The organism is Dactylosporangium sp. CA-052675 (assembly GCF_050947935.1).
Taxonomy (GTDB): domain Bacteria; phylum Actinomycetota; class Actinomycetes; order Mycobacteriales; family Micromonosporaceae; genus Dactylosporangium.
Genome location: NZ_CP192010.1, coordinates 10387986 through 10409148 on the forward strand (window position 1 = coordinate 10387986; position 21163 = coordinate 10409148).

Annotated in this window: 19 protein-coding genes and 1 pseudogene; 12 read left to right on the plus strand and 8 right to left on the minus strand. The window is 72.4% G+C overall.

Features of this window, described 5'->3' with window-relative positions; genetic code table 11:
- Complete coding sequence (locus ACQP1P_RS46865) at nt 1-1152, plus strand: glycosyltransferase family 4 protein (RefSeq protein ID WP_433090433.1); 1152 nt, start codon at nt 1-3, stop codon at nt 1150-1152.
- 8 nt (nt 1153-1160) lie between these two features.
- Here the strand turns inward: ACQP1P_RS46865 and ACQP1P_RS46870 are convergent, their stop codons facing one another.
- The gene (locus ACQP1P_RS46870; protein ID WP_433081704.1) at nt 1161-2477 is read right to left on the minus strand and encodes a hypothetical protein; all 1317 of its coding nucleotides are present in this window, start codon (nt 2475-2477) and stop codon (nt 1161-1163) included.
- Nucleotides 2478-2597: 120 nt separating this feature from the next.
- A complete protein-coding gene (locus ACQP1P_RS46875; RefSeq protein WP_433090435.1) occupies nt 2598-3977 on the minus strand; it encodes a GuaB1 family IMP dehydrogenase-related protein in 1380 nt (459 codons plus the stop codon).
- 163 nt (nt 3978-4140) lie between these two features.
- Here ACQP1P_RS46875 and ACQP1P_RS46880 point away from each other — a divergent pair, with 163 nt between their 5' ends.
- From ACQP1P_RS46880 to ACQP1P_RS46890, 3 genes are all read left to right on the plus strand, one after another.
- On the plus strand, nt 4141-4527 hold the full coding sequence (locus ACQP1P_RS46880) for a CBS domain-containing protein (RefSeq protein WP_433081706.1): 387 nt from the start codon (nt 4141-4143) through the stop codon (nt 4525-4527).
- Between the two features lie 118 nt (nt 4528-4645).
- A complete protein-coding gene (locus ACQP1P_RS46885; RefSeq protein WP_433081708.1) occupies nt 4646-5740 on the plus strand; it encodes a PLP-dependent aminotransferase family protein in 1095 nt (364 codons plus the stop codon).
- 260 nt (nt 5741-6000) lie between these two features.
- A complete protein-coding gene (locus tag ACQP1P_RS46890) occupies nt 6001-7140 on the plus strand; it encodes a magnesium and cobalt transport protein CorA (protein WP_433081710.1) in 1140 nt (379 codons plus the stop codon).
- Nucleotides 7141-7204: 64 nt separating this feature from the next.
- Here the strand turns inward: ACQP1P_RS46890 and ACQP1P_RS46895 are convergent, their stop codons facing one another.
- Complete coding sequence (locus tag ACQP1P_RS46895) at nt 7205-7780, minus strand: hypothetical protein (RefSeq protein WP_433081712.1); 576 nt, start codon at nt 7778-7780, stop codon at nt 7205-7207.
- Between the two features lie 225 nt (nt 7781-8005).
- On the opposite strand from ACQP1P_RS46895, the gene ACQP1P_RS46900 reads away from it, so the two are divergent.
- Nucleotides 8006-8545 (plus strand): peptidylprolyl isomerase, encoded by a 540-nt coding sequence (locus tag ACQP1P_RS46900; protein ID WP_433081714.1) that lies wholly within the window; start codon nt 8006-8008, stop codon nt 8543-8545.
- A gap of 67 nt (nt 8546-8612) precedes the next feature.
- The gene (locus ACQP1P_RS46905) at nt 8613-9557 is read left to right on the plus strand and encodes a rhomboid family intramembrane serine protease (protein WP_433081716.1); all 945 of its coding nucleotides are present in this window, start codon (nt 8613-8615) and stop codon (nt 9555-9557) included.
- 4 nt (nt 9558-9561) lie between these two features.
- On the opposite strand, the gene ACQP1P_RS46910 is transcribed toward ACQP1P_RS46905, so the two are convergent.
- Nucleotides 9562-10182 (minus strand): TetR/AcrR family transcriptional regulator, encoded by a 621-nt coding sequence (locus ACQP1P_RS46910; protein WP_433081718.1) that lies wholly within the window; start codon nt 10180-10182, stop codon nt 9562-9564.
- Nucleotides 10183-10248: 66 nt separating this feature from the next.
- On the opposite strand from ACQP1P_RS46910, the gene ACQP1P_RS46915 reads away from it, so the two are divergent.
- The 4 genes from ACQP1P_RS46915 (at nt 10249) to ACQP1P_RS46930 (ending at nt 14860) form a co-directional block, all read left to right on the plus strand.
- The gene (locus ACQP1P_RS46915) at nt 10249-10704 is read left to right on the plus strand and encodes an SCP2 sterol-binding domain-containing protein (RefSeq protein WP_433081720.1); all 456 of its coding nucleotides are present in this window, start codon (nt 10249-10251) and stop codon (nt 10702-10704) included.
- Nucleotides 10705-10709: 5 nt separating this feature from the next.
- Nucleotides 10710-11924, plus strand: a complete 1215-nt coding sequence (locus tag ACQP1P_RS46920; protein WP_433081722.1) for an acyl-CoA dehydrogenase family protein — start codon at nt 10710-10712, stop codon at nt 11922-11924.
- 82 nt (nt 11925-12006) lie between these two features.
- Nucleotides 12007-13557 carry an AMP-binding protein gene (locus ACQP1P_RS46925; RefSeq protein WP_433081724.1) on the plus strand — a complete coding sequence of 517 codons (1551 nt, stop codon included), beginning with the start codon at nt 12007-12009 and terminating at the stop codon, nt 13555-13557.
- Nucleotides 13558-13579: 22 nt separating this feature from the next.
- Complete coding sequence (locus tag ACQP1P_RS46930; RefSeq protein ID WP_433081726.1) at nt 13580-14860, plus strand: hemolysin family protein; 1281 nt, start codon at nt 13580-13582, stop codon at nt 14858-14860.
- Here ACQP1P_RS46930 and ACQP1P_RS46935 read toward each other — a convergent pair.
- The 3 genes from ACQP1P_RS46935 to ACQP1P_RS46945 are packed head-to-tail and all read right to left on the minus strand — an operon-like array spanning nt 14842 to nt 17647.
- Nucleotides 14842-15048: a hypothetical protein gene (locus tag ACQP1P_RS46935; protein WP_433081728.1), complete on the minus strand. Its 207-nt coding sequence runs from the start codon at nt 15046-15048 to the stop codon at nt 14842-14844. The genes ACQP1P_RS46930 and ACQP1P_RS46935 overlap by 19 nt on opposite strands.
- Nucleotides 15049-15103: 55 nt before the next feature.
- Nucleotides 15104-16351: a phosphoribosylamine--glycine ligase gene (gene purD / locus ACQP1P_RS46940; RefSeq protein ID WP_433081729.1), complete on the minus strand. Its 1248-nt coding sequence runs from the start codon at nt 16349-16351 to the stop codon at nt 15104-15106.
- A gap of 9 nt (nt 16352-16360) precedes the next feature.
- Nucleotides 16361-17647, minus strand: a complete 1287-nt coding sequence (locus ACQP1P_RS46945) for an adenylosuccinate synthase (protein WP_433081731.1) — start codon at nt 17645-17647, stop codon at nt 16361-16363.
- An 83-nt stretch (nt 17648-17730) separates the two neighbouring features.
- Here ACQP1P_RS46945 and ACQP1P_RS46950 point away from each other — a divergent pair, with 83 nt between their 5' ends.
- The gene (locus tag ACQP1P_RS46950) at nt 17731-18606 is read left to right on the plus strand and encodes a diacylglycerol kinase family protein (RefSeq protein ID WP_433081733.1); all 876 of its coding nucleotides are present in this window, start codon (nt 17731-17733) and stop codon (nt 18604-18606) included.
- Between the two features lie 572 nt (nt 18607-19178).
- Nucleotides 19179-20576: pseudogene (locus ACQP1P_RS46955) on the plus strand (MinD/ParA family ATP-binding protein); the annotation flags it as partial.
- A gap of 89 nt (nt 20577-20665) precedes the next feature.
- Here ACQP1P_RS46955 and ACQP1P_RS46960 read toward each other — a convergent pair.
- A complete protein-coding gene (locus ACQP1P_RS46960) occupies nt 20666-21079 on the minus strand; it encodes a DUF3151 domain-containing protein (protein WP_433081735.1) in 414 nt (137 codons plus the stop codon).
- Nucleotides 21080-21163: the final 84 nt, after the last annotated feature.

Sequence of the window (21163 nt, forward strand, 5' to 3'; positions counted from 1 at the left end):
TTGAAGGTCGTCGTCGCACACAACCGGTATGCGTCCGGTCAGCCCTCCGGCGAGAACGTGATCGTCGACGCCGAGATCGCGCAGCTCGGCGCGGCCGGGGTCACCGTGCTGCCGTTCCTGCGCAGCTCCGACGAGATCGGCACGTTCTCCACGGCCCAGAAGGTGCTGCTGCCGCTGTCGCCGATCCGCAACGGTTCGTCGCAGAAGGCGCTCGCCGAGCTGCTGAAGAGCGAGAAGCCGGATGTCGTACATCTTCACAACCCGTATCCACTGTTGTCACCGACAGTCGTGAAGACGGCCCACGCGCACGGCGTCCCGGTCGTGCACACGGTGCACAACTACCGGCAGGTGTGCGCGCCGGGCCTGTACTTCCGCGACGGCCACATCTGCACCGAGTGCCGCGGCAGGACGTTCCCCCTGCCGGCCGTGACCCACACGTGCTACCGCGGCTCGAAGGCCCAGTCGGCGGTCATGGCGGCCACGCTGGCCTACCACCGCGGCACCTGGAAGCAGGTCGACCACTTCGTCGCGCTCACGGATCGCATCGCCGCGCACCTGGCCGACTTCGGCATCCCGGCCGAGCGGATCACCGTCAAGCCCAACGGCATCCCCGACGCGGGCGCGGCCCCGGCCCCCGGCGAGGGGTTCCTCTACGCCGCCCGGCTCTCCCCCGAGAAGGGCCTGCGGCTGCTGCTGGACGCCTGGTCGCGGCACCCGGACGGGGCGCTCGGCCCGCTGCGGATCGCGGGCGACGGCCCGCTGCGCCCGCTGGCCGAAGAGGCCGCCGCGACCCGATCGGACGTCACCTATCTCGGTGCCGTCGACAACGCGGCGGTGCGCGCCGAGATCGCCCGGGCGGCGTGCGTGATCGCCGCCTCCACCTGGCACGACGTGCTGCCCACGATCGTCCTCGAGGCGCTGTCGAGCGGGCGGCCGGTGCTCGTCACCGACCGGGGCGGGCTGCCCTACCTGGCCGGCGACGCGGGCTGGGTGGTCGAGCCGGAGCCCGCCGCCATGGCCGACGGGCTGCTCCGGGCCCGCGAGGGCGCGGCCGCGCTGGCCCCCGTGGCGCGGGCCCGCTTCGAGTCGCAGTTCGCCCCGGACGTGCTCATCTCGCGGCTGATCGACGTGTACCGCGGCGTCACCCGCTGACCAGCGGGTCAGACGTTCTGCGGGGCGGCCGGGCGGGCCGGGGCCGGGGTTCCGGCGGGCGGGCCGATCCAGCGCAGGGCGTACATGTAGAGGATCACCATGCAGATCAGCCCCGCGGTCGAGCCGGTCAGCAGCCCCCACGCGGCGCCGTGCAGCCCGCCGTAGTCCGCGCCGAGCGTCAGGCCGCTCAGGGAGACGACGGCGAAGACGACGTACTGCAGGAACAGCATCCGCGCCCGGTGCATCCCGCGCATGGCCGCCGTGAACGGCACCTGCAGCAGGTAGACCGCGCCCTGCAGCGCGATGGGCAGGGCCAGCGGGGCGGCCTCGGAGAACTTGTGCGTGTGCACGAGGACGAAGGACACGATCGGCCAGATGATCAGCACCATGAGCGCGCCCAGCACCGCGAACGCGGTCGCCAGCGTGCGGGTCTGGCGGCGCAGGGCCGCCGCGGCCTCGACCCCCTCCGGTCCGGGCTTGGCCGCGTCGGCGGCGTTGCGCGAGGCCCTCGGCACCAGCAGGCTCTGGATGGCCGTGATCAGGTTTTGTACCGGCTGCAGCTGCACCGTCTGCACGAAGCGCAGGTTGCCCAGGTCGACCTTGGACAGGCGCCCGGCGACCACGAAACTGATCGCCAGCACCTGCACCTGGGCGACGACCGCGGTGATCGTGAACCAGCTCGAGAGGTGGCGGGTCTCGGCCAGCCAGGCGAGCGGGTTGCCCTGCCACGGCAGTCGCTTCTCGCGCAGCAGGTAGACCGTGATGCCCGCGGTCGCGCCGAGGCCCCAGACCGCGAGCAGGCCGCCGGCGCTGGAGCTGTGCGTGACGATCATGATCGCGACCATGACCGCCTGGGTGCCCGCCCACACGAGGTCGATGCCGAGCGCCTTGTCGGGCCGCCGGTCGGCCAGGTAGTCGCAGCGGGCGGTGTCGTGCAGCATGATCGGGATCATGAACGGGGCGAGCCAGATGAGGTCGTGCAGGTCGATCTCGCCGCGGTTCGGCCACGCCGCCCACAGCACCACGAAGACGACGGTGGTGACGAGGCCGGAGCACAGCGCGGTGGCCAGGCCGTTGCGGGCCAGCCGGATGCGCGGGTCCCCGTCGTAGCGCGACGCGAGCGCGAGCAGGACATCGCCGACGACGGCTCGGTTGAGGTACATCGCGAAGTATCCGACGGCGAGCGCCAGGGCCAGGGCGCCGAACTGCTCCTTCGGCAGCAGGATGCCGCCCAGGAGCGTGTTCGCCGAGTTGGCCGCGGCGATGACGACCTGGTCGAGCAGTCCCGCCCCGACGAAGCGTGACGCGCCGCGAAGACCCTCCAAGCGGCGCAGCAACGGCCGCGGCGTCACAAGCCGAGGGGGTCGCGAGCGAGGTTCACGACGTGCACCTTACGTGACCTACGGGACACCGGACCATCCGGTCTTTGAGGTAATTTGGAGGCTCTACCAGCTAACATCGAGGGGTTTGCCCTCGGCGTAGCCGGCCGCGCTCTGCACACCCACCGTGGCGCGCGCGGCGAACTCGGCCAGGTCCGCGGCGCCCGCATAGGTGCACGCGCTGCGCACGCCGGCCACGATCTCGTCGAGGATGTCCTCCACGCCCGGGCGGCGCGGGTCGAGGTACATCCGCGAGGACGAGATCCCCTCCTCGAACAGCGCCTTGCGGGCCCGCTCGTAGAGGCTGTCGTCGGCGGTGCGGCGGCTCACGGCCCGGGCCGAGGCCATGCCGAAGTTCTCCTTGTAGAGCCGGCCGTCGGGGTCGCGCCGCGGGTCGCCGGGCGACTCGTGGGTGCCGGCCAGCCACGACCCGATCATCACGTTGGACGCGCCCGCGGCGAGGGCCAGGGCCACGTCCCGCGGGTGGCGCACGCCGCCGTCGGCCCACACGTGCCCGCCGTGGCGCCGCGCCTCCTCCGAGCACTCGAGCACCGCGGAGAACTGGGGCCGGCCGACGCCGGTCATCATCCGGGTGGTGCACATGGCGCCGGGGCCGACGCCGACCTTGACGATGTCGGCGCCCGCGGCGAGCAGGTCGGCCGTGCCCTCGCGGGTGACCACGTTGCCGGCGACGATCGGCACCGACGGGTCGAGCGCCCGCACCGCGCGCAGGGTGCTGATCATCCGCTCCTGGTGGCCGTGGGCGGTGTCGACGACGAGCACGTCCACCCCGGCGGCGAGCAGCTTGTCCGCGCGGCCGGGGGCGTCGCCGGTGATGCCGATGGCGGCGCCGATGCGCAGCCGGCCCTCGGCGTCGACGGCGGGGGAGTAGAGCGTGGCGCGCAGGGCGGCGTTGCGGGTGAGGATGCCGACCAGCCGACCGGCCGAGTCGATGACCGGGGCGAGGCGGTGGTGCCCGGCCGCAAGGCGGTTGAACGCCTCCTCGGGGGTCACGTCGTCGGGCAGGGTGAGCAGGTTGCGGGACATGACGCCGGCCAGCTGGCTGAAGCGGTCCACGTCGACGCAGTCGGCCTCGGTGACCACGCCGACCGGGCGGCCGTCCTCGACGACGATCACCGCGCCGTGGGCCCGCTTCGGCAGCAGGTCGAGGGCGAGCGAGACGGTCTCGGTCGGGCCGAGGGTGATCGGGGTGTCGTGCACGAGATGGCGCTGCTTGACCCACGACACCGCCTCGCCCACGACGTCGATCGGGATGTCCTGCGGGATGATCGCGAGGCCACCGCGGCGGGCCACGGTCTCGGCCATGCGGCGCCCGGCGACGGCGGTCATGTTCGACACGATGATCGGGATCGTGGTCCCGCTGCCGTCACCCGTGGTGAGATCCACCTGCATCCGCGACTCCACGGCCGAGCGACTCGGCACCATGAAGACGTCGTCGTAGGTCAGCTCGTGCCCGGGCGTCTGGTCGTTGAGAAACCGCACGTTGCGCAACTGTATCTCCCCGCACCGGCGAGTGAGCGGGTCTTGAGACTTCGCGCCCGGCACGGGACCATTTGGCGTAACCGTGCCGTTGCGAGGAGTGATCACCATGCAGGTACACGAAGCGATGTCCACGGCCGTCGTGCAGCTCGGCCCGGACCACACCCTGCGGCAGGCCGCGGCGCTCATGGCGCGGCGGAAGGTCGGCTCGGCGATCGTCGTCGACCCCGACGGCGCCGGCATCGGCATCATCACCGAGCGGGACATCCTCAACGCGATCGGCACCGACCTCGATCCCGACGGCGAACGCGCGGCCGACCACATCACCTGGGAGGTCGTCTACGCCAGCCCGTCGTGGACGCTCGAGGAGGCCGCGGCCGCGATGGTCCGCGGCGGCTTCCGTCACCTGGTCGTGCTCGACGGCGACGATGTGTTGGGAGTCATCTCCGTGCGCGACATCGTGCGAGTCTGGGTCCAGACGACGATCCCGGCGTGAATCTTGGCGCGCCGGGGCTCCGCGGCCGCAAGAACCTCGGAAACGGCCCGCTCACACCCCAGGTGGAGGGCGGGAACTCGGCTGAACGGCCAGCGACGGCGTGCGTAGGCTGCCAGGCATGCAGCTGATTTCTTTCGCCCGTGGCGCGCCCAGTCTTGACATCATCAACGTCGACGGGCTCAAGGCCGCCGCGGTCCGCGCCTTCGAGACCGACCCGGCCGGCGTCACGGCCTACGGCACGTCCGTCGGCTACCTTCCGCTGCGCACGTGGATCGCCGAGCAGCACGGCGTGGAGGCCGACCAGGTCATCGTCACCAACGGCTCGATGCAGGCCGACGCCCTGCTCTTCGAGCACCTGGTGAAGCCGGGCGACGCCGTGGTCGTGGAGAAGCCGACGTACGACCGCACCCTGCTGAACCTGCGCAACCTGGGGGCCGAGGTCCACCCGGTGACGCTGGAGGCGGACGGCATCGACGTCGCGGAGCTGCGTGCGCTGCTGGAGAGCGGGGTCCGCCCGGTCCTGGCGCACATCATCCCCAACTTCCAGAACCCGGCGGGTGTCACCCTGTCGGCGCAGAAGCGCGCGGCGCTGCTGGCGCTGGCCCAGGAGTACGGCTTCACGATCTTCGAGGACGACCCGTACGCGGAGATCCGCTGGCGGGGCGAGAAGCTGCCGTCGATGCTCTCGCAGGACACCGCGGGCGTCGTGGTGCACGCGAGCTCGTTCACCAAGACCATCGCCCCGGGCCTGCGCGTCGGCTACCTGGTCGGGCCGAAGGCGACGATCGCCGGCATCGCGAAGCGGGCCACGACGATCTACATCTCGCCAAGCATGGTGGCGGAGGCCATCGTGCACCAGTTCTGCGCCGGCGGCGACGTCACGCGCTCGATCGAGAAGGTCAGCGCGACGCTGGGCGAGCGGGCCCGCCTGCTGGGCGAGAGCCTGCGCAAGCACATCCCGGACGCCACCTTCGTGGAGCCCGACGGCGGCTACTTCCTCTGGGTGGAGCTGCCCGAGGACATCGACACCACCGAGCTCGAGAAGGTGGCGGCCAAGGACTTCGGCGTGGCCGTGGTCAAGGGCTCCGACTTCCTGCTCGACGGCGGTCGGCACTCCGTGCGGCTGGCCTTCTCGGCGGTGCTCAACGACGAGGTCGACGAGGGTGTCCAGCGCCTGGCGGCGGCGATCGAAGCCGTCCGCAAGTCGGCCTGAGGACGCACAACCACGCAGCAATACCCGTTCCAAGGAACCTGACACCAAACCGTGATGGTGGGGGTGGTTCCGCCGGCGGTACCGGATGGATCAAAATCCAGCCCGGCGCGCTTTCCAAAGCGAGCGCGCGCCGCAGGCATCACCCCCCGCCCCCCAACGGCACCGGGTGGGCCGACCGCGCCCCCACCCCCCACCTGCGGTCGGTCCGCCCGGTGCCAACATCGCGCGGGCCGGCCCCTCGTCCCACCCGGGAGGTCGAGATGGCCGACGAACAGCACCCCAACTCCGGTCCGCTGCAGCGCGCGCTGTCTCGGCCGGTGCGGGCGATGTCACGGATGCTCAACAGCTCCGCCCCGCCCGCCGTCAAGCCCGCGACAGCGCCCGGCCACAGCGCGATCGTGGACTGCGCGCTCTACGTCGACGGCGTCCGCCAGCCCGGCGAGCGCACCTACGCCGAGGCCCTGTTCGCGGCCCGCCGCCACCGGGGCTTCGTGTGGATCGGGCTCAAGGAGCCGCAGGCCGCCGAGATGGCGGCGATCGCGGAGACGTTCCAGCTGCACGAGCTCGCGGTCGAGGACGCCGTGCAGTCGCGGCAGCGCCCGAAGGTCGAGCGGTACGGCGAAATGACCTTCCTGACCATGCGCACGGCCCGATACGTCGAGCACGACGAGCTGACCGACACCAGCGAGGTGGTCGAGACCGGCGACGTGCTGATGTTCATCGGCGAGCACTTCGTCATCACCGTGCGCCACGGTGACGCCAGCCGGCTCGCGCCGGTCCGCTCGGGGCTGGAGCGGCGGCAGGAGGTGCTGGCCCGCGGCCCGTGGGCGGTCGCCTACGCGATCGCCGACAGCGTGGTCGACACGCTCGTCGACGTCGCGCAGAACATCGAGGAGGACGTCGCCGCGGTCGAGGACCAGGTCTTCAGCCCCCAGGGCAACCGGGGTCGCCGCAGCGCCGACCGCATCCAGCGCATCTACCAGCTCAAGCGCGAGCTGATGGAGTTCAAGCGGGCCGTGCTGCCCCTCCAGCGCCCGATGAACACCCTGGTCGCGAGCCAGGTGGCCGAGGTGCCGGACGAGATCCGCCGCTACTTCCGCGACGTGGCCGACAACCTGGCGCGGGCGGTCGAGCAGGTGCTGTACCTGGACGACGTCATCAACTCGGTGCTGGCGGCCCGCCTGGCCCAGGTGAGCGTCGACCAGAACAACGACATGCGCAAGATCGCGGCGTGGGCCGCCATCGCCGCGGTGATCACGTCGATCGCCGGCATCTACGGCATGAACTTCGACTTCATGCCCGAGACGCACTGGGTCTTCGGCTACCCGGGCGTGATGGCCCTGATGGTGGGCAGCAGCGGCGCCCTGTTCTGGGGCTTCCGCCGCAGCGGCTGGCTCTAGGCATACACAGGTGGCCCGTCCCCCGTGGCCGGGGACGGGCCAGTCCATGTGCGATCAGGCCGTGCTAGGAGCGGCTGTTCTTCGAGGCGGCGTACTCTCCGCCGCTCGTCGGCCCGTCATTCGGGCTCTTGTGGCCGATCAGGTCGGAGGCGCGATCCTTCGCCTGCTCGCCCATCGTCTTGGCCTTGTCGATACCGGCGTCCATCGTGGACTTGGCGGCGCCGAGCATCGACCCCGTGTCGCTGGTCGTGCGGGTCGCGCCGTACTCGTCCCAGGTCCGCTCGTTGTGCCGACGGCGCAAGAACGCGGCCGCGGCACCGACCGCCGCCCCGGCCACGACCAGGCCGCCGATCGTCATCGGCATCCGCCGCGACGACTTGCGCTCGTTGCGCGTGATCTTCTTCCGGCTCTTGCGACTCATCTTCTCGGCCTTGCGCCCGGCCTGCTTCCCGCGCTCCCGCGCGATCTCCATGACCGACTCCATGCCGCCCACGGCCCGGTTGACACCGCTGTCCAGTCGCGGCTTCACCGCCTTGCGGGCGGCGTCGACGCGTGGCGCCAAGGCGCCCGAAGCGCCATCGGCGGCATGCGCCGCGGCCATCCGCAGGTGATCCAGGCTCTCCCCGAGCTCGTCCCGCATGAGCCGGGTGTGCGACTGCACCTGACGACGTCGAAACACTTGCTCCACCTCCCGAGGCGCGAAATCTCGTCCTTCCCCGGTTACCCCGATCCGACCAGGGGGAACCTCACGACCAGGACCGCTGGTGTTGATCCTGCATCGAACCGGGGCCCCGTACACCCCGAACCGGCAGAATCCCCGTCGGATACCGTGATGACGGAATGTCACCAAGGAAAGGGAGAACTGGTGGCCGAGCAACTGTTCGCGACGCTGCACACGAATGTCGGCGATATCCGGCTTGAGCTGTTCCCCACCCGCGCCCCGAAGACCGTGCGCAACTTCGTGGAGCTCGCCGAGGGCACCAAGGACTACACGGACCCCCGCACGGGAGAGGCCGGCAAGGGCCCGTACTACGACGGCGTCATCTTCCACCGCGTGATCAGCGGCTTCATGATCCAGGGTGGCGACCCGACGGGCACCGGCACCGGCGGCCCGGGCTACAACTTCAACGACGAGATTCACCCGGAGCTGCAGTTCAACCGGCCCTACCTGCTGGCCATGGCCAACGCCGGCGTGCGCTTCGGCCAGGGCACCAACGGCTCGCAGTTCTTCATCACGGTCGGGCCGACCCCGCACCTCAACGGCAAGCACACCATCTTCGGTGAGGTCGCGGACGAGGCCTCCCGCAAGGTCGTCGACCAGATCGCGACCACCCAGACCGGTCGCATGGACCGCCCGGTGAACGACATCGTGATCAACAGCGTCACGGTCGAGCGCACCAGCTGAACGACGCCCCGACGGACGGGACCGCGCGCCGCCGGGCACCGGATGAGTCCTGGCTAACCTTGTCAGCATGACTCAGCCGCCGGCGAACGTGGTCCCCGTCTGCTACCGGCACACCGATCGCGAGACGTACGTCCGGTGCACCCGGTGCGACCGGCCGATCTGCCCCGACTGCATGAACGAGGCATCGGTCGGCTTCCAGTGCCCGGACTGCGTCCGCGAGGGGAGCCGGACCCAGCGGCAGGCGCGCACGGCGTTCGGCGGCACCCAGGCCGGCGCGGCCGGCACGGTGACCATCACGCTCATCGTGATCAACGTGCTGGTGTTCATCATCGGGGTCATCAGCGCGGGCGCCAACGCCACCAAGGGGCTCGGCGGCGGCGGACTCGGCGGCCTGCTCAGCAGCCAGTTGACCCCGCTGCACCGCCTCGGCGTCGAGGTGCCCTACTTCGCCACCGAGACCGGCGTGCGGGTCGCGGGCCGCAGCGTGGCCGACGGCGACTTCTACCAGCTCTTCACGTCCATGTTCCTGCACTTCGGGCTGCTGCACCTGGCCATGAACATGTGGGCGCTGTGGATCCTGGGCCGGCCCCTGGAGGCGGCGCTCGGACGGATTCGCTTCCTGGCCTTGTACCTGCTGTGCGGCCTCGGCGGCGGCGTGCTCGTCTTCCTGCTCTCCTCGCCGAACGTGCCCACCGCCGGCGCCTCCGGCGCGATCTTCGGCATGTTCTCCGCGCTCATCGTGATCCTGCGCAAGCTGAGGCTCAGCATCGCCAGCGTCGTCCCGGTGCTGATCTTCAACCTCGTGGTGACGTTCAGCTTCAGTGACTACATCTCCTGGCAGGGGCACGTCGGCGGGCTGATCGTCGGGGCGGTGGTGGCCGCCGGGTTCGCCTACGCCCCACCCAAGCAGCGCACGGCCATGCAGGTCGCCACGGTGGTCGGCACCCTGCTGCTGCTCGGCGCGTTGGTGGGCATCGGCCTCACCCAGGTGCCGGCCGTGGGGATGTCGTGAGGGTCTAGGCGCGCCAGACCCGGCCCTGCAGCAGGGCGTCGGCGCCGACCCAGACGAAGTTCATCATGCGGGTCGCGGTGCGCTCCGGGTCCTCGTCGGCGTGGTCGGCGAGCCAGTCCGCGAGCGACTCGGCGGCGCCCACGTAGGCGAAGGCCATCGCGAGGAAGTCGTCGGCCACCGCCGTGCGGTTCGCCTCGGCCTGGGCCCACGCGCCCTCGAGCAGTCCGGCGACGACCTCGACGATCCGGGTGCGCATCGCCGAGAGCTCGGCGGCGAAGGGCGGCTCGCTGCGGGCCTGGCGGTAGAGCACCTGCCAGCCGTCGCGGTGCGCGCCGACGAAGGCGAAGAACGCCCGCAGCCCGTTCCACAGCTGCTCGTCGGGGCGGGCGGTGGGCACGACCCCGGCCGCGACCGCCTCCATCAGCCGGGTCGCCTCGCGCTGCAGGCAGGCCACGAACAGCTCGTCCTTGGTGCCGAGATACGCATACACCATCGGCTTGGAGATGCCGGCCACCTCCGCGATCTCGTCCATCGACGCGGCGTGGAACCCGCGCCGGGAGAAGACCTTGACCGCCGCGTCGAGCATCTGCTGCTCGCGGACGACGCGGGGGAGCCGTTTCAGCATCTTGCCACCTTACCTACTCGTGCGTAAGGTTACGCATGAGTAGCTTATTCAGACGGAGGGACATCCATGTCCGACCTCGCCGCCCTGGGCGACTTCAGCAACGTCGACCCGAAGCAGTTCGCCGCCCTGGTCAAGGGCGCGCCGGACGCGCAGCTGGCCGACATCATGAACAGCCCGCAGCGCAAGACGATCCTGGACACGATCTTCTCCCGGTTCCCCGAGCTGTTCCGGGCCGACCGCGCGGGCTCGACCAACGCGATCATTCACTGGAACATCACCGGCGCGCCCGACGGCGGCACCGACTCCTACGAGCTGGTCATCGCGGACGGCGCCTGCAGGCTCTCGCCGAGCCCCGACCAGGAGCCGAAGCTCTCGATCACCGTCGGCCCGGTCGACTTCCTCAAGGTCGTCGCCGGCGTCGGCAACCCCATGATGATGTTCATGACCGGCAAGCTCAAGGCCAAGGGCGACCTCGGCCTCGCCGCCAACATCGCGAACCTGTTCGACATCCCCAAGGCCTGATGGTCATGCCCGAGTTCTCGCTCGACCTGAACGAGGAACAGCGGGACCTTCGCGACTGGGTGCACGGCTTCGCCGCAGAGGTCGTGCGCCCGGCGGCCGCGGAGTGGGACGCCCGCGAGGAGACCCCCTGGCCGGTGATCCAGGAGGCGGCGAAGATCGGCCTCTACGGCTTCGAGTTCCTCGCCAACGCCTGGTCGGACCCGTCCGGCCTCTCGCTGTGCCTCGCCAACGAGGAGCTGTTCTGGGGCGACGCCGGGATCGGCATGGCCATCTTCGGCACCAGCCTGGCGGTGGCCGCCATCTACGGCAGCGGCACGCCGGACCAGATGGTGGAGTGGGTGCCGCAGTGCTTCGGCGACGCCGACGACCCGAAGGTCGCCGCGTTCTGCACGACCGAGCCCGAGGCCGGCTCCGACGTCGGGTCGATGCGCACCCGCGCCCGCTACGACGAGGCCGCGGACGAGTGGGTCATCAGCGGCCAGAAGGCCTACGCGACCAACGGCGGGATCGCCAATGTGCACGTGGTGACCGCCAGCGTCGAGCCCGAGCTGGGCTCGCGCGGCCAGGCCGCGTTCATCGTGCCGCCGGGCACGCCCGGGATCGACGGCGCCAAGAAGCTCAAGAAGCTCGGCCTGCGCGCCTCGCACACCGCCGACGTCTTCCTCGACGACGTGCGGATCCCCGGCGAGCTGGTGCTCGGCGGCCGGGAGGCGCTCACCGAGCGGCTCGCCCGGGCGCGTGAGGGCCGCAAGGCGCAGGGCCAGGCGGCGATGCGCACGTTCGAGCTGTCCCGGCCGGCCGTCGGCGCGCAGGCGCTCGGGGTGGCGCGGGCGGCGTACGAGTACGCGCTGGAGTACGCCAAGGGCCGCGTCCAGTTCGGCCGGCCGATCATCGAGAACCAGGCCATCGCGTTCGCCCTGGCCGACATGCGCATGGAGATCGACGCCGCCCGGCTGCTGGTGTGGCGGGCCGCGTGGATGGGGCGCAACAACCGCGTCTTCGAGGCCGGAGAGGGCTCGATGAGCAAGCTCAAGGCGGGCGAGGTGGCCGTGGCGGTCACCGAGAAGGCGGTGCAGATCCTCGGCGGGGCCGGGTTCCTGCGCGAGCACCCCGTCGAGCGCTGGTTCCGCGACGCCAAGATCTACACCATCTTCGAGGGCACCAGCGAGATCCAGCGCCTGGTGATCTCCCGCGCGATCTCGGGCACGTACATTCGCTGACCTCGCGCAACTTCGGTCAGAGGGGTAGGTTTCGGACTTACCCCTCAAACCCGAGCAATCATGAACGAGGAGTTCACCGCCGATGGACGCCGGATTCGTACTGCGCACGCTCGCCAGGCGCAAGGTGCTCAACCCGGCCGGCCCGGGCCGCGTCATCCGCCAGCTCAACGCGCTGCGCCGATGGGGCTTCGGCCTCTACGGCGAGATGCGCTCCGCCGCCGCCCGCGACCCGGGCCGCGCCGCGGTGATCGACGAGCGCCGTCAGGTCACCTACGGCGAGCTCGACCTGCGGGTCCGGCGGCTCGCCAACGGGCTGCGGGTCGAGCTCGGCGTGCGCCCGGGCGACCGCGTCGGGCTGCTCTGCGAGAACTCCGCCACGATGGTCGAGGCGATGATGGCCGTCGTCGCCCTCGGCGCGCAGGCGGTGCTCGTCAACACCGGCCTGGGCAACGCGCAGGTCGAGTCCGTCGCCCACGACCAGGGCCTGCAGCTGCTGCTGCACGACGAGGTGTTCCTCGGCATGCTGGCCGCGATCCCGCCGAACCTGCCCCGGCAGTCGACCGAGCGGCTCGAGGAGCTGATCCAGCGCGCACCGGCCGAGGAGCTCGCCCCGCCGGCCGAGCCGGGCTCGATCGTCGTGCTCACCAGCGGCACGACCGGCACGCCCAAGGGGGCCCGGCGCCGCAACCCGGCCGGGCTCGGCCCGCTGGCCACTGTCGTGTCGCGCATCCCGCTCAACGCCGGCGAGCGGATGTTCGTGGCCGCCCCGCTCTTCCACACCTGGGGGCTGGCCGCGCTGCAGCTGTGCCTGGCGCTGCGCGGCACCATCGTGCTGAACCGCCGCTTCTCGCCCGCGAGCGCCCTGGGCTCGGTGAACGCTCACGGCTGCACGTCGCTGTTCGCCGTACCGGTGATGCTCCAGCGCATCCTGGAGTCCCCCGCGACCGACACTGCGACGCTGAAGGTGGTCGCGGTCTCCGGCTCGGCCCTGACCGGCCCGCTGGCGACCCGGTTCATGGACGTGTACGGCGACGTGCTCTACAACCTGTACGGCTCGACCGAGGCCTCCTGGGCGTCCATCGCGGTGCCGCAGGAGCTGCGCGCCGCGCCGGGCACCGCCGGGCGGCCGCCGCACGGCACGCGCGTGGCCATCCTGTCCGCCGCGGGCGTGCCGCAGCCGACCGGCGCCGTCGGGCGGATCTTCGTCGGCAACGACATGCTCTTCGAGGGCTACACCAACGGCACCGGCCGCGAGTACTACGGCGACCTCATCGCCACCGGCGACCTCGGCCACCTCGACGAGAACGGGCTGCTCTTCGTCGACGGCCGCGAGGACGACATGGTCATCTCCGGCGGCGAGAACGTCTACCCGGCCGCGGTCGAGGACGTGATCGCCGAGCTGCCGCAGGTGCGCGAGGTGGCCGTGGCCGGCGTGCCCGACCCGGAGTTCGGCCAGCGCCTGGCCGCGTGGATCGCGCTGCACCCCGGCGAGCAGCTCGACGCCGACGCCGTGCGCGAATACGTGCGGCACCGGCTGGCCCGCTTCTCGGTGCCGCGGGACGTCTACTTCGTGCCCGCCCTCCCGCGCAACGCCACCGGCAAGATCGTTCGCCGTCAGCTTTTTCCCAGCTAGAGGCGTTATTGTCGACCGTCCAATGGACAATGTCTGGTTCGAACTGGCCCTGGTCCTCCTCCTGACCCTGCTCAACGCCGCGTTCGCCGGCAGTGAGATGGCACTCATCTCACTGCGCGAGGGGCAGCTGCGCCGCCTCGAGCGCCGCGACGGCGCCGGCCGCGCGCTCGCCCGCCTCGCCCGCGACCCGAACCGCTTCCTGTCCACCATCCAGATCGGCATCACGCTCGCCGGGTTCCTGGCCTCGGCCACGGCCGCGGTCTCCCTCGCCGAGCCGGTCGAGCCGCTGCTGGGCTTCCTCGGCGGGGCGTCCGGGCCGCTCGCGATCGTGCTGGTCACCCTGGCGCTCACCTTCGTCACCCTGGTCATCGGCGAGCTCGCCCCGAAGCGGATCGCCATGCAGCGCGCCGAGGGCTGGGCGCTGGCCGTGGCCCGGCCGCTGCGGGTGCTCTCCATGCTGCTGCGCCCGGCCATCTGGGTGCTCGGGTCGGCCAGCGACCTCGTCGTCCGCGCGGCCGGGGCCGATCCGCACCGCCGGCAGGACGAGATCGGCCCGGAGGAGCTGCGCGACCTGGTCGCCAGCCAGCCCGCCTTCACGCGCCAGCAGCGCGAGATCATCTCCGGCGCGGTCGAGATCGCGGCGCGCAGTCTGCGGGCGGTGCTGGTACCGAGGCCGCTGGTCTTCGCTCTTCAGACCGGGACGTCCGCCGCGCAGGCGGCCACCGAGCTGGCCGCGTCCGGCCACGCCCGCGCCCCGGTGATCGAGAACGGCGACCTCGACAGCGCGACCGGGGTCGTGCACTGGGCCGACCTCGTGCGGGCCGCCCCCGGCGCGACGGTCCGCGACGTCATGCGCCCGGCCCTGCTGCTGCCCGAGACGCTGCCGGTCGCCGACGCACTGCAGCGGTTCAAGGCCGAGCGGCAGGAGATCGCGCTGGTCGTGGACGAGCGCGGGGCGATCGACGGCATCGTGACCCTCACCGACGCCGTCGCCGAGGTGGTCGGCGCGCTGCCCGGGCCCGACGCCGGCTCGCCGGTGCGCCGCAACGCCGACGGCAGCGTGCTGCTGCCGGGCACCTTCCCCATCCACGACCTGGACGACGTGCGCATCCCGCTCGAGCTCGGGCCGGACGCGCCGTTCACCACGGTGGCCGGGCTGGTGCTGGCGCGCCTGGGCAAGCTGCCGACCGGCCCTGGCGAGACGGTGACCGTCCAGGACTGGCGGTTCACCGTCTCGCAGGTGCGGGGCCGGGCCATCACCGCCGTAACGGCCGAGCGGGTCGCTCAGGGCACGGTCGGGTAGAGCGTCATCTCCGGGGCGGTGGCCAGCCTGATCGCCTGCTCCTCGCTGATGAACGGCACGGTCGCGCTGCTGCCGGCCGCCGAGGACGCCACGTCGAGGAGGATCTCCGTGCCGTCGGGCCGGACGCGTCGGGCAGCACCGCGGTCGCCGCCTCCCGGCGCCAGGGCCGGCGGCGCTCGTCGAGCCACGCTCGCAGGAGTGTGGGTACACGAGGGAAACGGAGCCCGCGACGGCCCGGGTTGCCTACGGCAGGGCGATTCTTCCCTCCGCCGCCGCGAGGGCGATGTCGGTGCGGAACTGCGCGCCGTCGAAGGAGATCCCGCGCACGATCGCGTAGGCGGCCTCGCGCGCGTCGGCCAGCGTCTCGCCCAGCGCCGTGCAGGCCAGCACGCGGCCGCCGGCGGTGACGAGCGCGCCGTCCGCACGCCGGGCGGTGCCGGAGTGCAGGACCCCGGGCACGCCGTCGGCGCCGGTGATCACGTCGCCCTTGCGGGCCGACTCGGGGTAGCCCGCGCTCGCCATGACCACGCACACGGCCGCGCCCGAGCGCCAGGCCAGCGGCGGGTCCTCGGCGAGGCGGCCGACCGCGGCGGCGTGCAGCACGCCGGCGAGCGGGGTCTCCAGCCGGGCCAGCACGGCCTGGGTCTCGGGGTCGCCGAAGCGGCAGTTGAACTCGATGACCTTCGGGCCGTCGGCGGTGAGGGCGAGCCCGACGTACAGCGTGCCGCTGAACGGCGCGTCCCGCCGGCGCATCTCGGCGAGGGTCGGCTGGACCACGCTCGCCATGACCTGCTCGACGAGGTCCGGCGGGGCCCACGGCAGCGGCGTGTAGGCGCCCATGCCTCCGGTGTTGGGGCCCTCGTCGCCGTCGAAGATGCGCTTGAAGTCCTGGGCGGGCTGCAGCGGTACGGCCGCCACCCCGTCGGTCACCACGAACAGCGACACCTCGGGCCCCGCGAGGTACTCCTCGACGACCACCCGCTCGCAGGCCACCCCGTGGGCGAGCGCCACGGCGACGTCCTCGGTGACGACGACGCCCTTGCCCGCGGCGAGCCCGTCGTCCTTGACCACGTAGGGCGGGCCGAACTCCTCCAGCGCCGCGGCGAGCTCGTCCGGCGTCGTGCAGACGAACGAGCGCGCGGTGGGCACGCCCGCGGCGCGCATGACGTCCTTGGCGAACGCCTTCGACCCCTCCAGCTGGGCCGCCGCCTGCGACGGGCCGAAGCAGGCGATGCCCTTGGCCCGCACCGCGTCGGCGACCCCGGCCACCAGCGGCGCCTCCGGCCCGACGACGACGAGGTCCGCGCCCGACTCGACGGCGAGCGCGGCCACGGCGCCGGGGTCCAGCGGGTCGACCGCGGCCAGCTCCCCCAGCGCGGCCATGCCCGGGCTTCCGGGGGCGCAGATGAGGGCGGTCACGGCCGGGTCGGCGGCCAGGGCGGCGGCGAGCGCGTGCTCGCGGCCGCCCGTTCCGATGAGGAGTACGCGCACCCGGACAGACTAGATCAGCGGGTGCCGCACCACGTTTTCGTCCCGGCCCGGACCCACCCCGACGATGGACACCCGCGTGCCGGCGAGCTCCTCGATGCGCTCGATGTAGGCGCGGGCGTTGGCCGGGAGGTCCTCGAACGAGCGGGCCTGGGAGATGTCCTCCCACCAGCCCGGCAGTTCCTCGTAGACCGGGGTGGCGTGGTGGAACTCCGTCTGCGTCATCGGCATGTCGTCGGTGCGCTTGCCGTCGACCTCGTACGCCACGCAGATCGGGACCTTCTCGAGGCCCGAGAGCACGTCGAGCTTGGTCACGACCAGGTCGGTGATGCCGTTGAGCCGGGTGGCGTACTTCGCGACGACCGCGTCATACCAGCCGGTGCGCCGTTCGCGGCCGGTCGTCGTGCCGTACTCCCGGCCGATCTTGCGCAGGTGCACGCCGTTCTCGTCGAACAGCTCGGTCGGGAACGGCCCGGACCCCACCCGCGTGGTGTAGGCCTTCGTCACCCCGATGACCTGGGTGATGGCGGTCGGCGGGATGCCCGCGCCCACGCACGCCCCGCCCGCGGTCGGGTTGGACGACGTCACGAACGGGTAGGTGCCGTGGTCCATGTCGAGCATGGTGGCCTGGGCGCCCTCGAGCAGCACCGTGCGGCCCTGCTCCAGGCCCTTCCAGAGCACCTGCCGGGTGTCGGTGATGTAGGGCCGCATGCGCTCGGCGTAGGTGAGGTACTCCTCCACCACCGCGTCGACGTCGATCTCTTTGCGGTTGTAGACCTTGAACAGCACCTGGTTGCGCTCGCGCAGCACGATCTCGAGCTTCTTGCGCAGGATGCCGGGGTCGAGCAGGTCCTGCACGCGGATGCCCATGCGCGCGACCTTGTCGCCGTAGGCCGGGCCGATGCCGCGGCCGGTGGTGCCGATCCGGGACGAGCCGAGGTAGCGCTCCACCACCCGGTCCAGGGCCCGGTGGTGCGGCATGATGAGGTGTGCGTCACCCGAGATCATCAGGCGGGACACGTCGACCCCGCGCTCGGCCAGGCCGTCGATCTCGGTGAGCAGCACCTTGGGGTCGACCACGACCCCGTTGCCGATCACGATGGCCGCGTTGGGCCACAGCGCGCCGGACGGCATGAGATGCAGGGCGAACTTCTGCCCGTCCGGCGTCACGACCGTGTGACCCGCGTTATTGCCGCCGGAGTAGCGCACGACGTAGTCGACGCCGCCGCCAATCATGTCGGTAACCTTGCCCTTGCCCTCGTCGCCCCACTGTGCGCCGATGAGCACGATCGCTGGCATGTCTGCTCGCCCTCCAAGGTCGGGCGACCCGCGTTCGCCCGGGGTGCCAGGCTAACAACCTTCGGAAAGGCAGGCTGACAACGGTGGTCGACATCGTGCTGCTAGCGCTCGGCGAAGACTCGCAGTGCGGCTGCGAAGGCGGCGCGTGCGGCACCCGTACTCCCATTCTTGCCTGCCGCGACGCCCTGCGCACGGCAAGTGCCGAGGTCCGGACGGTCGTGGCCCACGACGACAAGGAGATCGACGCGGCTCTGGCGGCCCTGCCCGAGGCGCGCGTGATCGTCGCCACGGCCGCCGACGGCCAGCTGCGGGCCGTCATGCGCCGGCTGGTGCGGATGTACGCCCCGGCGCCCAGCAAGCGCCCCGACGACCTGCCGAGCGACCGGACCATCCCCGACCTCCCGCCGATCGGCGTGCTGCCCCTCGGCCCGGACGCGACCGACCTGGCCACGCGGCTGGGCCTGCCCCGCGCGCCGGCCGACGTGGCCGCCGCGGTGCTGGGCGGCAACGTGCGCCGGCTCGACCTGCTGCGCAACGACGGCGGCTCGGTCACGCTCGACGGCGCCCTGCTCGGCGGGGTCACCGCGAGCGGGACGGCGGGCACCTACCTGGCCCGCGTCGAGGTCGACGACGCCGTCCTCGCCGACGGGACCGAGCCCGTGCTCGTGTCGGTGGTCGCGAACGCGGCGCGGTACGCCACCGTCGACGGCCTGCCCCTGGTCACCGCGCCCGCCATGGACGACGGCGTGCTCGACGTGGCCGTCGCGGTCCCGGTGGCCTCGCGCCGGCTGTTCCGCCGGGCCCGCATGGAGATCCAGGTCCGCCGCGCCCACGGCCGCGCGGTGGCCATCCACCCCCGCGCGGACCTGCCGTTCGTCGACGACGGCGTGGAGGGCACCCTCACCCGGAAGCGATCGTGGTGGATGGAGCGCGGCGCCTGGGCGGTGTACGTCCCATAGGGCCATCTCCGCCCGCTCGATCTCTCACATGTGTCGCAGTTCGAACTCGTCGCATACGGTGGTAGTGCACTGCGGGGAGGGATTCGAGCGTGAACGACATGGTCTGGCCGCCGGACGAGAACATCGACGGACGCCGGGGTGAACGCCCGGCATCGGGCGGGGGCGCCGCCGGGTCCGACCATGGCGGTTCGCCCTGGTCGCAGCCGCCCGGGGCGGTCGACCCGCTGGCGTGGCCGCCGCCACCGCCGAGCGGCCCGAAGCCGGCCGACGACGACGAGGGCGGGCTGCGGCACGGCCACCCGGTGACCCACACCCCCGCGGGCGGCGAGCCCGTGTCCACGCCGGGCGGGGGCGGCATCCCGCTCCCGGGCGGCGGCGGCATCCCGGTGAGTGGCGGCAACGGCATCCCGGTGTCGGGCGGCATTCCGGTGGGCGGCCCCTTCCAGGCCCCGCGCCCGCCCGTCTCGGGCCCTCCGTCGCACATCGCGGGCGCCCCGGGCCCGGTCTCGAGCCCTCCGGCCCCGCCCGTCTCGGCTCCTCCCGCGCCTCCCGCGCCCCCGGGTCCCCCCGCGCCTGCGGCTCCCCCGGTCGCTGAGGTTCCGCCGCCGCCCGCTCCCCCGGTGCCCGGCCCCTTCACGGCTCCTCCAGGTCCGCCTCCGAATTCCTACGGCGCTCCGCCGATGCCCGGGCCGCCGCCCGGACCGCCCGGACCTCCGCCGCCGCCTCCAGGTCCCTGGCCGATGAACGGCCCGCCGCCGGCCGCACCCCCAATGCCTCCGCCGCCGCACCAGGGGCCGCCGCCGGGCATGCCTCCCGGCCAGATGCCGCCCGGGCAGATTCCACCCGGGCAGCTTCCGCCCGGCCAGTTCCCGCCTGGGCAGCTTCCGCCCGGCCAGTTCCCGCCTGGGCAGCTTCCACCTGGGCAGTTCCCGCCTGGGCAGATGCCGCCGCCTCCTTACGGAGCGCCGATCGGTCACGCCCCGAACCCGAACGTGCCCCCGCTCCCGCCCCTGCCCCAGGAGAACTGGCACGACGGCAAGACCCCGACCGCCGAGGAGTTCGCCCGCCGCCGCCAGGCCAAGCCCGCCGACCCGGTGGCGTCCCGCGGCGTGCGCGGCGTGCTCGCCAAGGGCACCATGGGCCTCGTCTCCGTGGCCCCCGGCCGGCGCGAGCTCGAGTACCGCCAGGAAGTCGAGATGGTCCGCCGCAACTTCGGCGGCCTGCGCCAGGTGACCGTCGTCAACCCCAAGGGCGGCGCCGGCAAGACCGTGGCCGTGCTGCTGCTCGCGATGACGTTCGGGCAGAAGCGCGGCGGCTACGTGCTGGCCTGGGACAACAACGAGACCCAGGGCACCCTGGGCATGCGTGCCCAGCAGGACTTCCACCACCGCACGGTCCGCGACCTCATGCAGGACCTGAAGAACTTCCACGGCTCGCAGGGCCGCGTCGGGGACCTCTCGCAATACGTACGGGCCCAGGGCGAGGGCATGTTCGACGTGCTCGCGTCCGACGAGTCGGCGACGGCGGGCGAGATGCTCACCGCCACCGCGTTCGGGGAAATCCGCGACGTCGTCAGCCGGTTCTACAAGCTGATCGTCGTGGACACCGGCAACAACGTGCGCGCCGAGAACTGGCAGGCCGCGATCGACGCGACCGATCAGCTCGTCGTCACGATGTCGGCCCGCAACGACTCGGCCGAGACCGCCTCGCGCATGCTCGACCACCTCGAGCAGCACGGGCGGCAGCGGCTCGTGCGCCAGGCGGTGACGGTCGTGTCGATGCCGCCGAGCCGCCGGCACGTCCACGTGCCGGCGATCACGCAGCACTTCGCGGCCCGCACGCGCACCGTGCTGATCGTGCCCTACGAGAAGTTCATCGACTCGGGCGAGCCGATCCGCTACCCGGGCCTGACGACCGCGAGCCGCGACGCCTGGCTCAAGGTCGCCGCGGCCGTGTCCGAGGGGCTCTGACCGGCTGACGGCGGCCGCCGGACCAAAGGTGGCCGCCCCACCGAGAGTGCCGCCCGGGCGAACGTGGCCGCCCAGCCGAACGTGGCCGCCTAGCCGAGGGCGGCCACGGCGGCCGGGTCGCTGTCGCGCAGGAACGTCGCGCAGCGCTCGGCCTCGTCCGTCTCGCCGATCGCCCCGGCCGCCTGCCCGAGCGCGTGCAGCGCCCGCAGGAAGCCCTGGTTCGGCTCGTGCGCCCACGGCACCGGCCCGGCCCCGCGCCACCCGCTGCGGCGCAGCTGGTCGAGGCCGCGGTGGTAGCCGGTGCGCGCGTACGCGTAGGCCGTCACCGGCTCGCCGGCCGCGAGGGCCAGCTCGGCCAGGCGCGCCCAGGCGGCGCTGTAGGCCGGGTGCTGCGCGGCAACCGCCTTGGCGGTCTCCTCGGAGTCGGACTCGGCCAGCTGTGCGGCGGCGTGCGGCTCGGCGGGCAGGAGGGTGGGCGCGGGCTCGGGCAGGAGGTTCTGCATGCCGCAATTACACCAGAGAGGGCCTGACTGAACGGTTGAGCCCGCGCGACGCGCACGGAGGGTGTGCGGCGCCGGAGGACGGAC

What these genes read in the sequence shown, in the direction of transcription:
- ACQP1P_RS46875 (WP_433090435.1), bottom strand. Translation starts at nt 3,977, where the DNA reads ATGGTGCCGAGTCGCTCGGCCGTGGAGTCGCGGATGCAGGTGGATCTC.
- ACQP1P_RS46880 (WP_433081706.1), top strand. Translation starts at nt 4,141, where the DNA reads ATGCAGGTACACGAAGCGATGTCCACGGCCGTCGTGCAGCTCGGCCCG.
- ACQP1P_RS46885 (WP_433081708.1), top strand. Translation starts at nt 4,646, where the DNA reads ATGCAGCTGATTTCTTTCGCCCGTGGCGCGCCCAGTCTTGACATCATC.
- ACQP1P_RS46890 (WP_433081710.1), top strand. Translation starts at nt 6,001, where the DNA reads ATGGCCGACGAACAGCACCCCAACTCCGGTCCGCTGCAGCGCGCGCTG.
- ACQP1P_RS46895 (WP_433081712.1), bottom strand. Translation starts at nt 7,780, where the DNA reads ATGCGGGACGAGCTCGGGGAGAGCCTGGATCACCTGCGGATGGCCGCG.
- ACQP1P_RS46905 (WP_433081716.1), top strand. Translation starts at nt 8,613, where the DNA reads ATGACTCAGCCGCCGGCGAACGTGGTCCCCGTCTGCTACCGGCACACC.
- ACQP1P_RS46910 (WP_433081718.1), bottom strand. Translation starts at nt 10,182, where the DNA reads ATGCTGAAACGGCTCCCCCGCGTCGTCCGCGAGCAGCAGATGCTCGAC.
- ACQP1P_RS46915 (WP_433081720.1), top strand. Translation starts at nt 10,249, where the DNA reads ATGTCCGACCTCGCCGCCCTGGGCGACTTCAGCAACGTCGACCCGAAG.
- ACQP1P_RS46920 (WP_433081722.1), top strand. Translation starts at nt 10,710, where the DNA reads ATGCCCGAGTTCTCGCTCGACCTGAACGAGGAACAGCGGGACCTTCGC.
- ACQP1P_RS46925 (WP_433081724.1), top strand. Translation starts at nt 12,007, where the DNA reads ATGGACGCCGGATTCGTACTGCGCACGCTCGCCAGGCGCAAGGTGCTC.
- ACQP1P_RS46930 (WP_433081726.1), top strand. Translation starts at nt 13,580, where the DNA reads ATGGACAATGTCTGGTTCGAACTGGCCCTGGTCCTCCTCCTGACCCTG.
- ACQP1P_RS46945 (WP_433081731.1), bottom strand. Translation starts at nt 17,647, where the DNA reads ATGCCAGCGATCGTGCTCATCGGCGCACAGTGGGGCGACGAGGGCAAG.
- ACQP1P_RS46960 (WP_433081735.1), bottom strand. Translation starts at nt 21,079, where the DNA reads ATGCAGAACCTCCTGCCCGAGCCCGCGCCCACCCTCCTGCCCGCCGAG.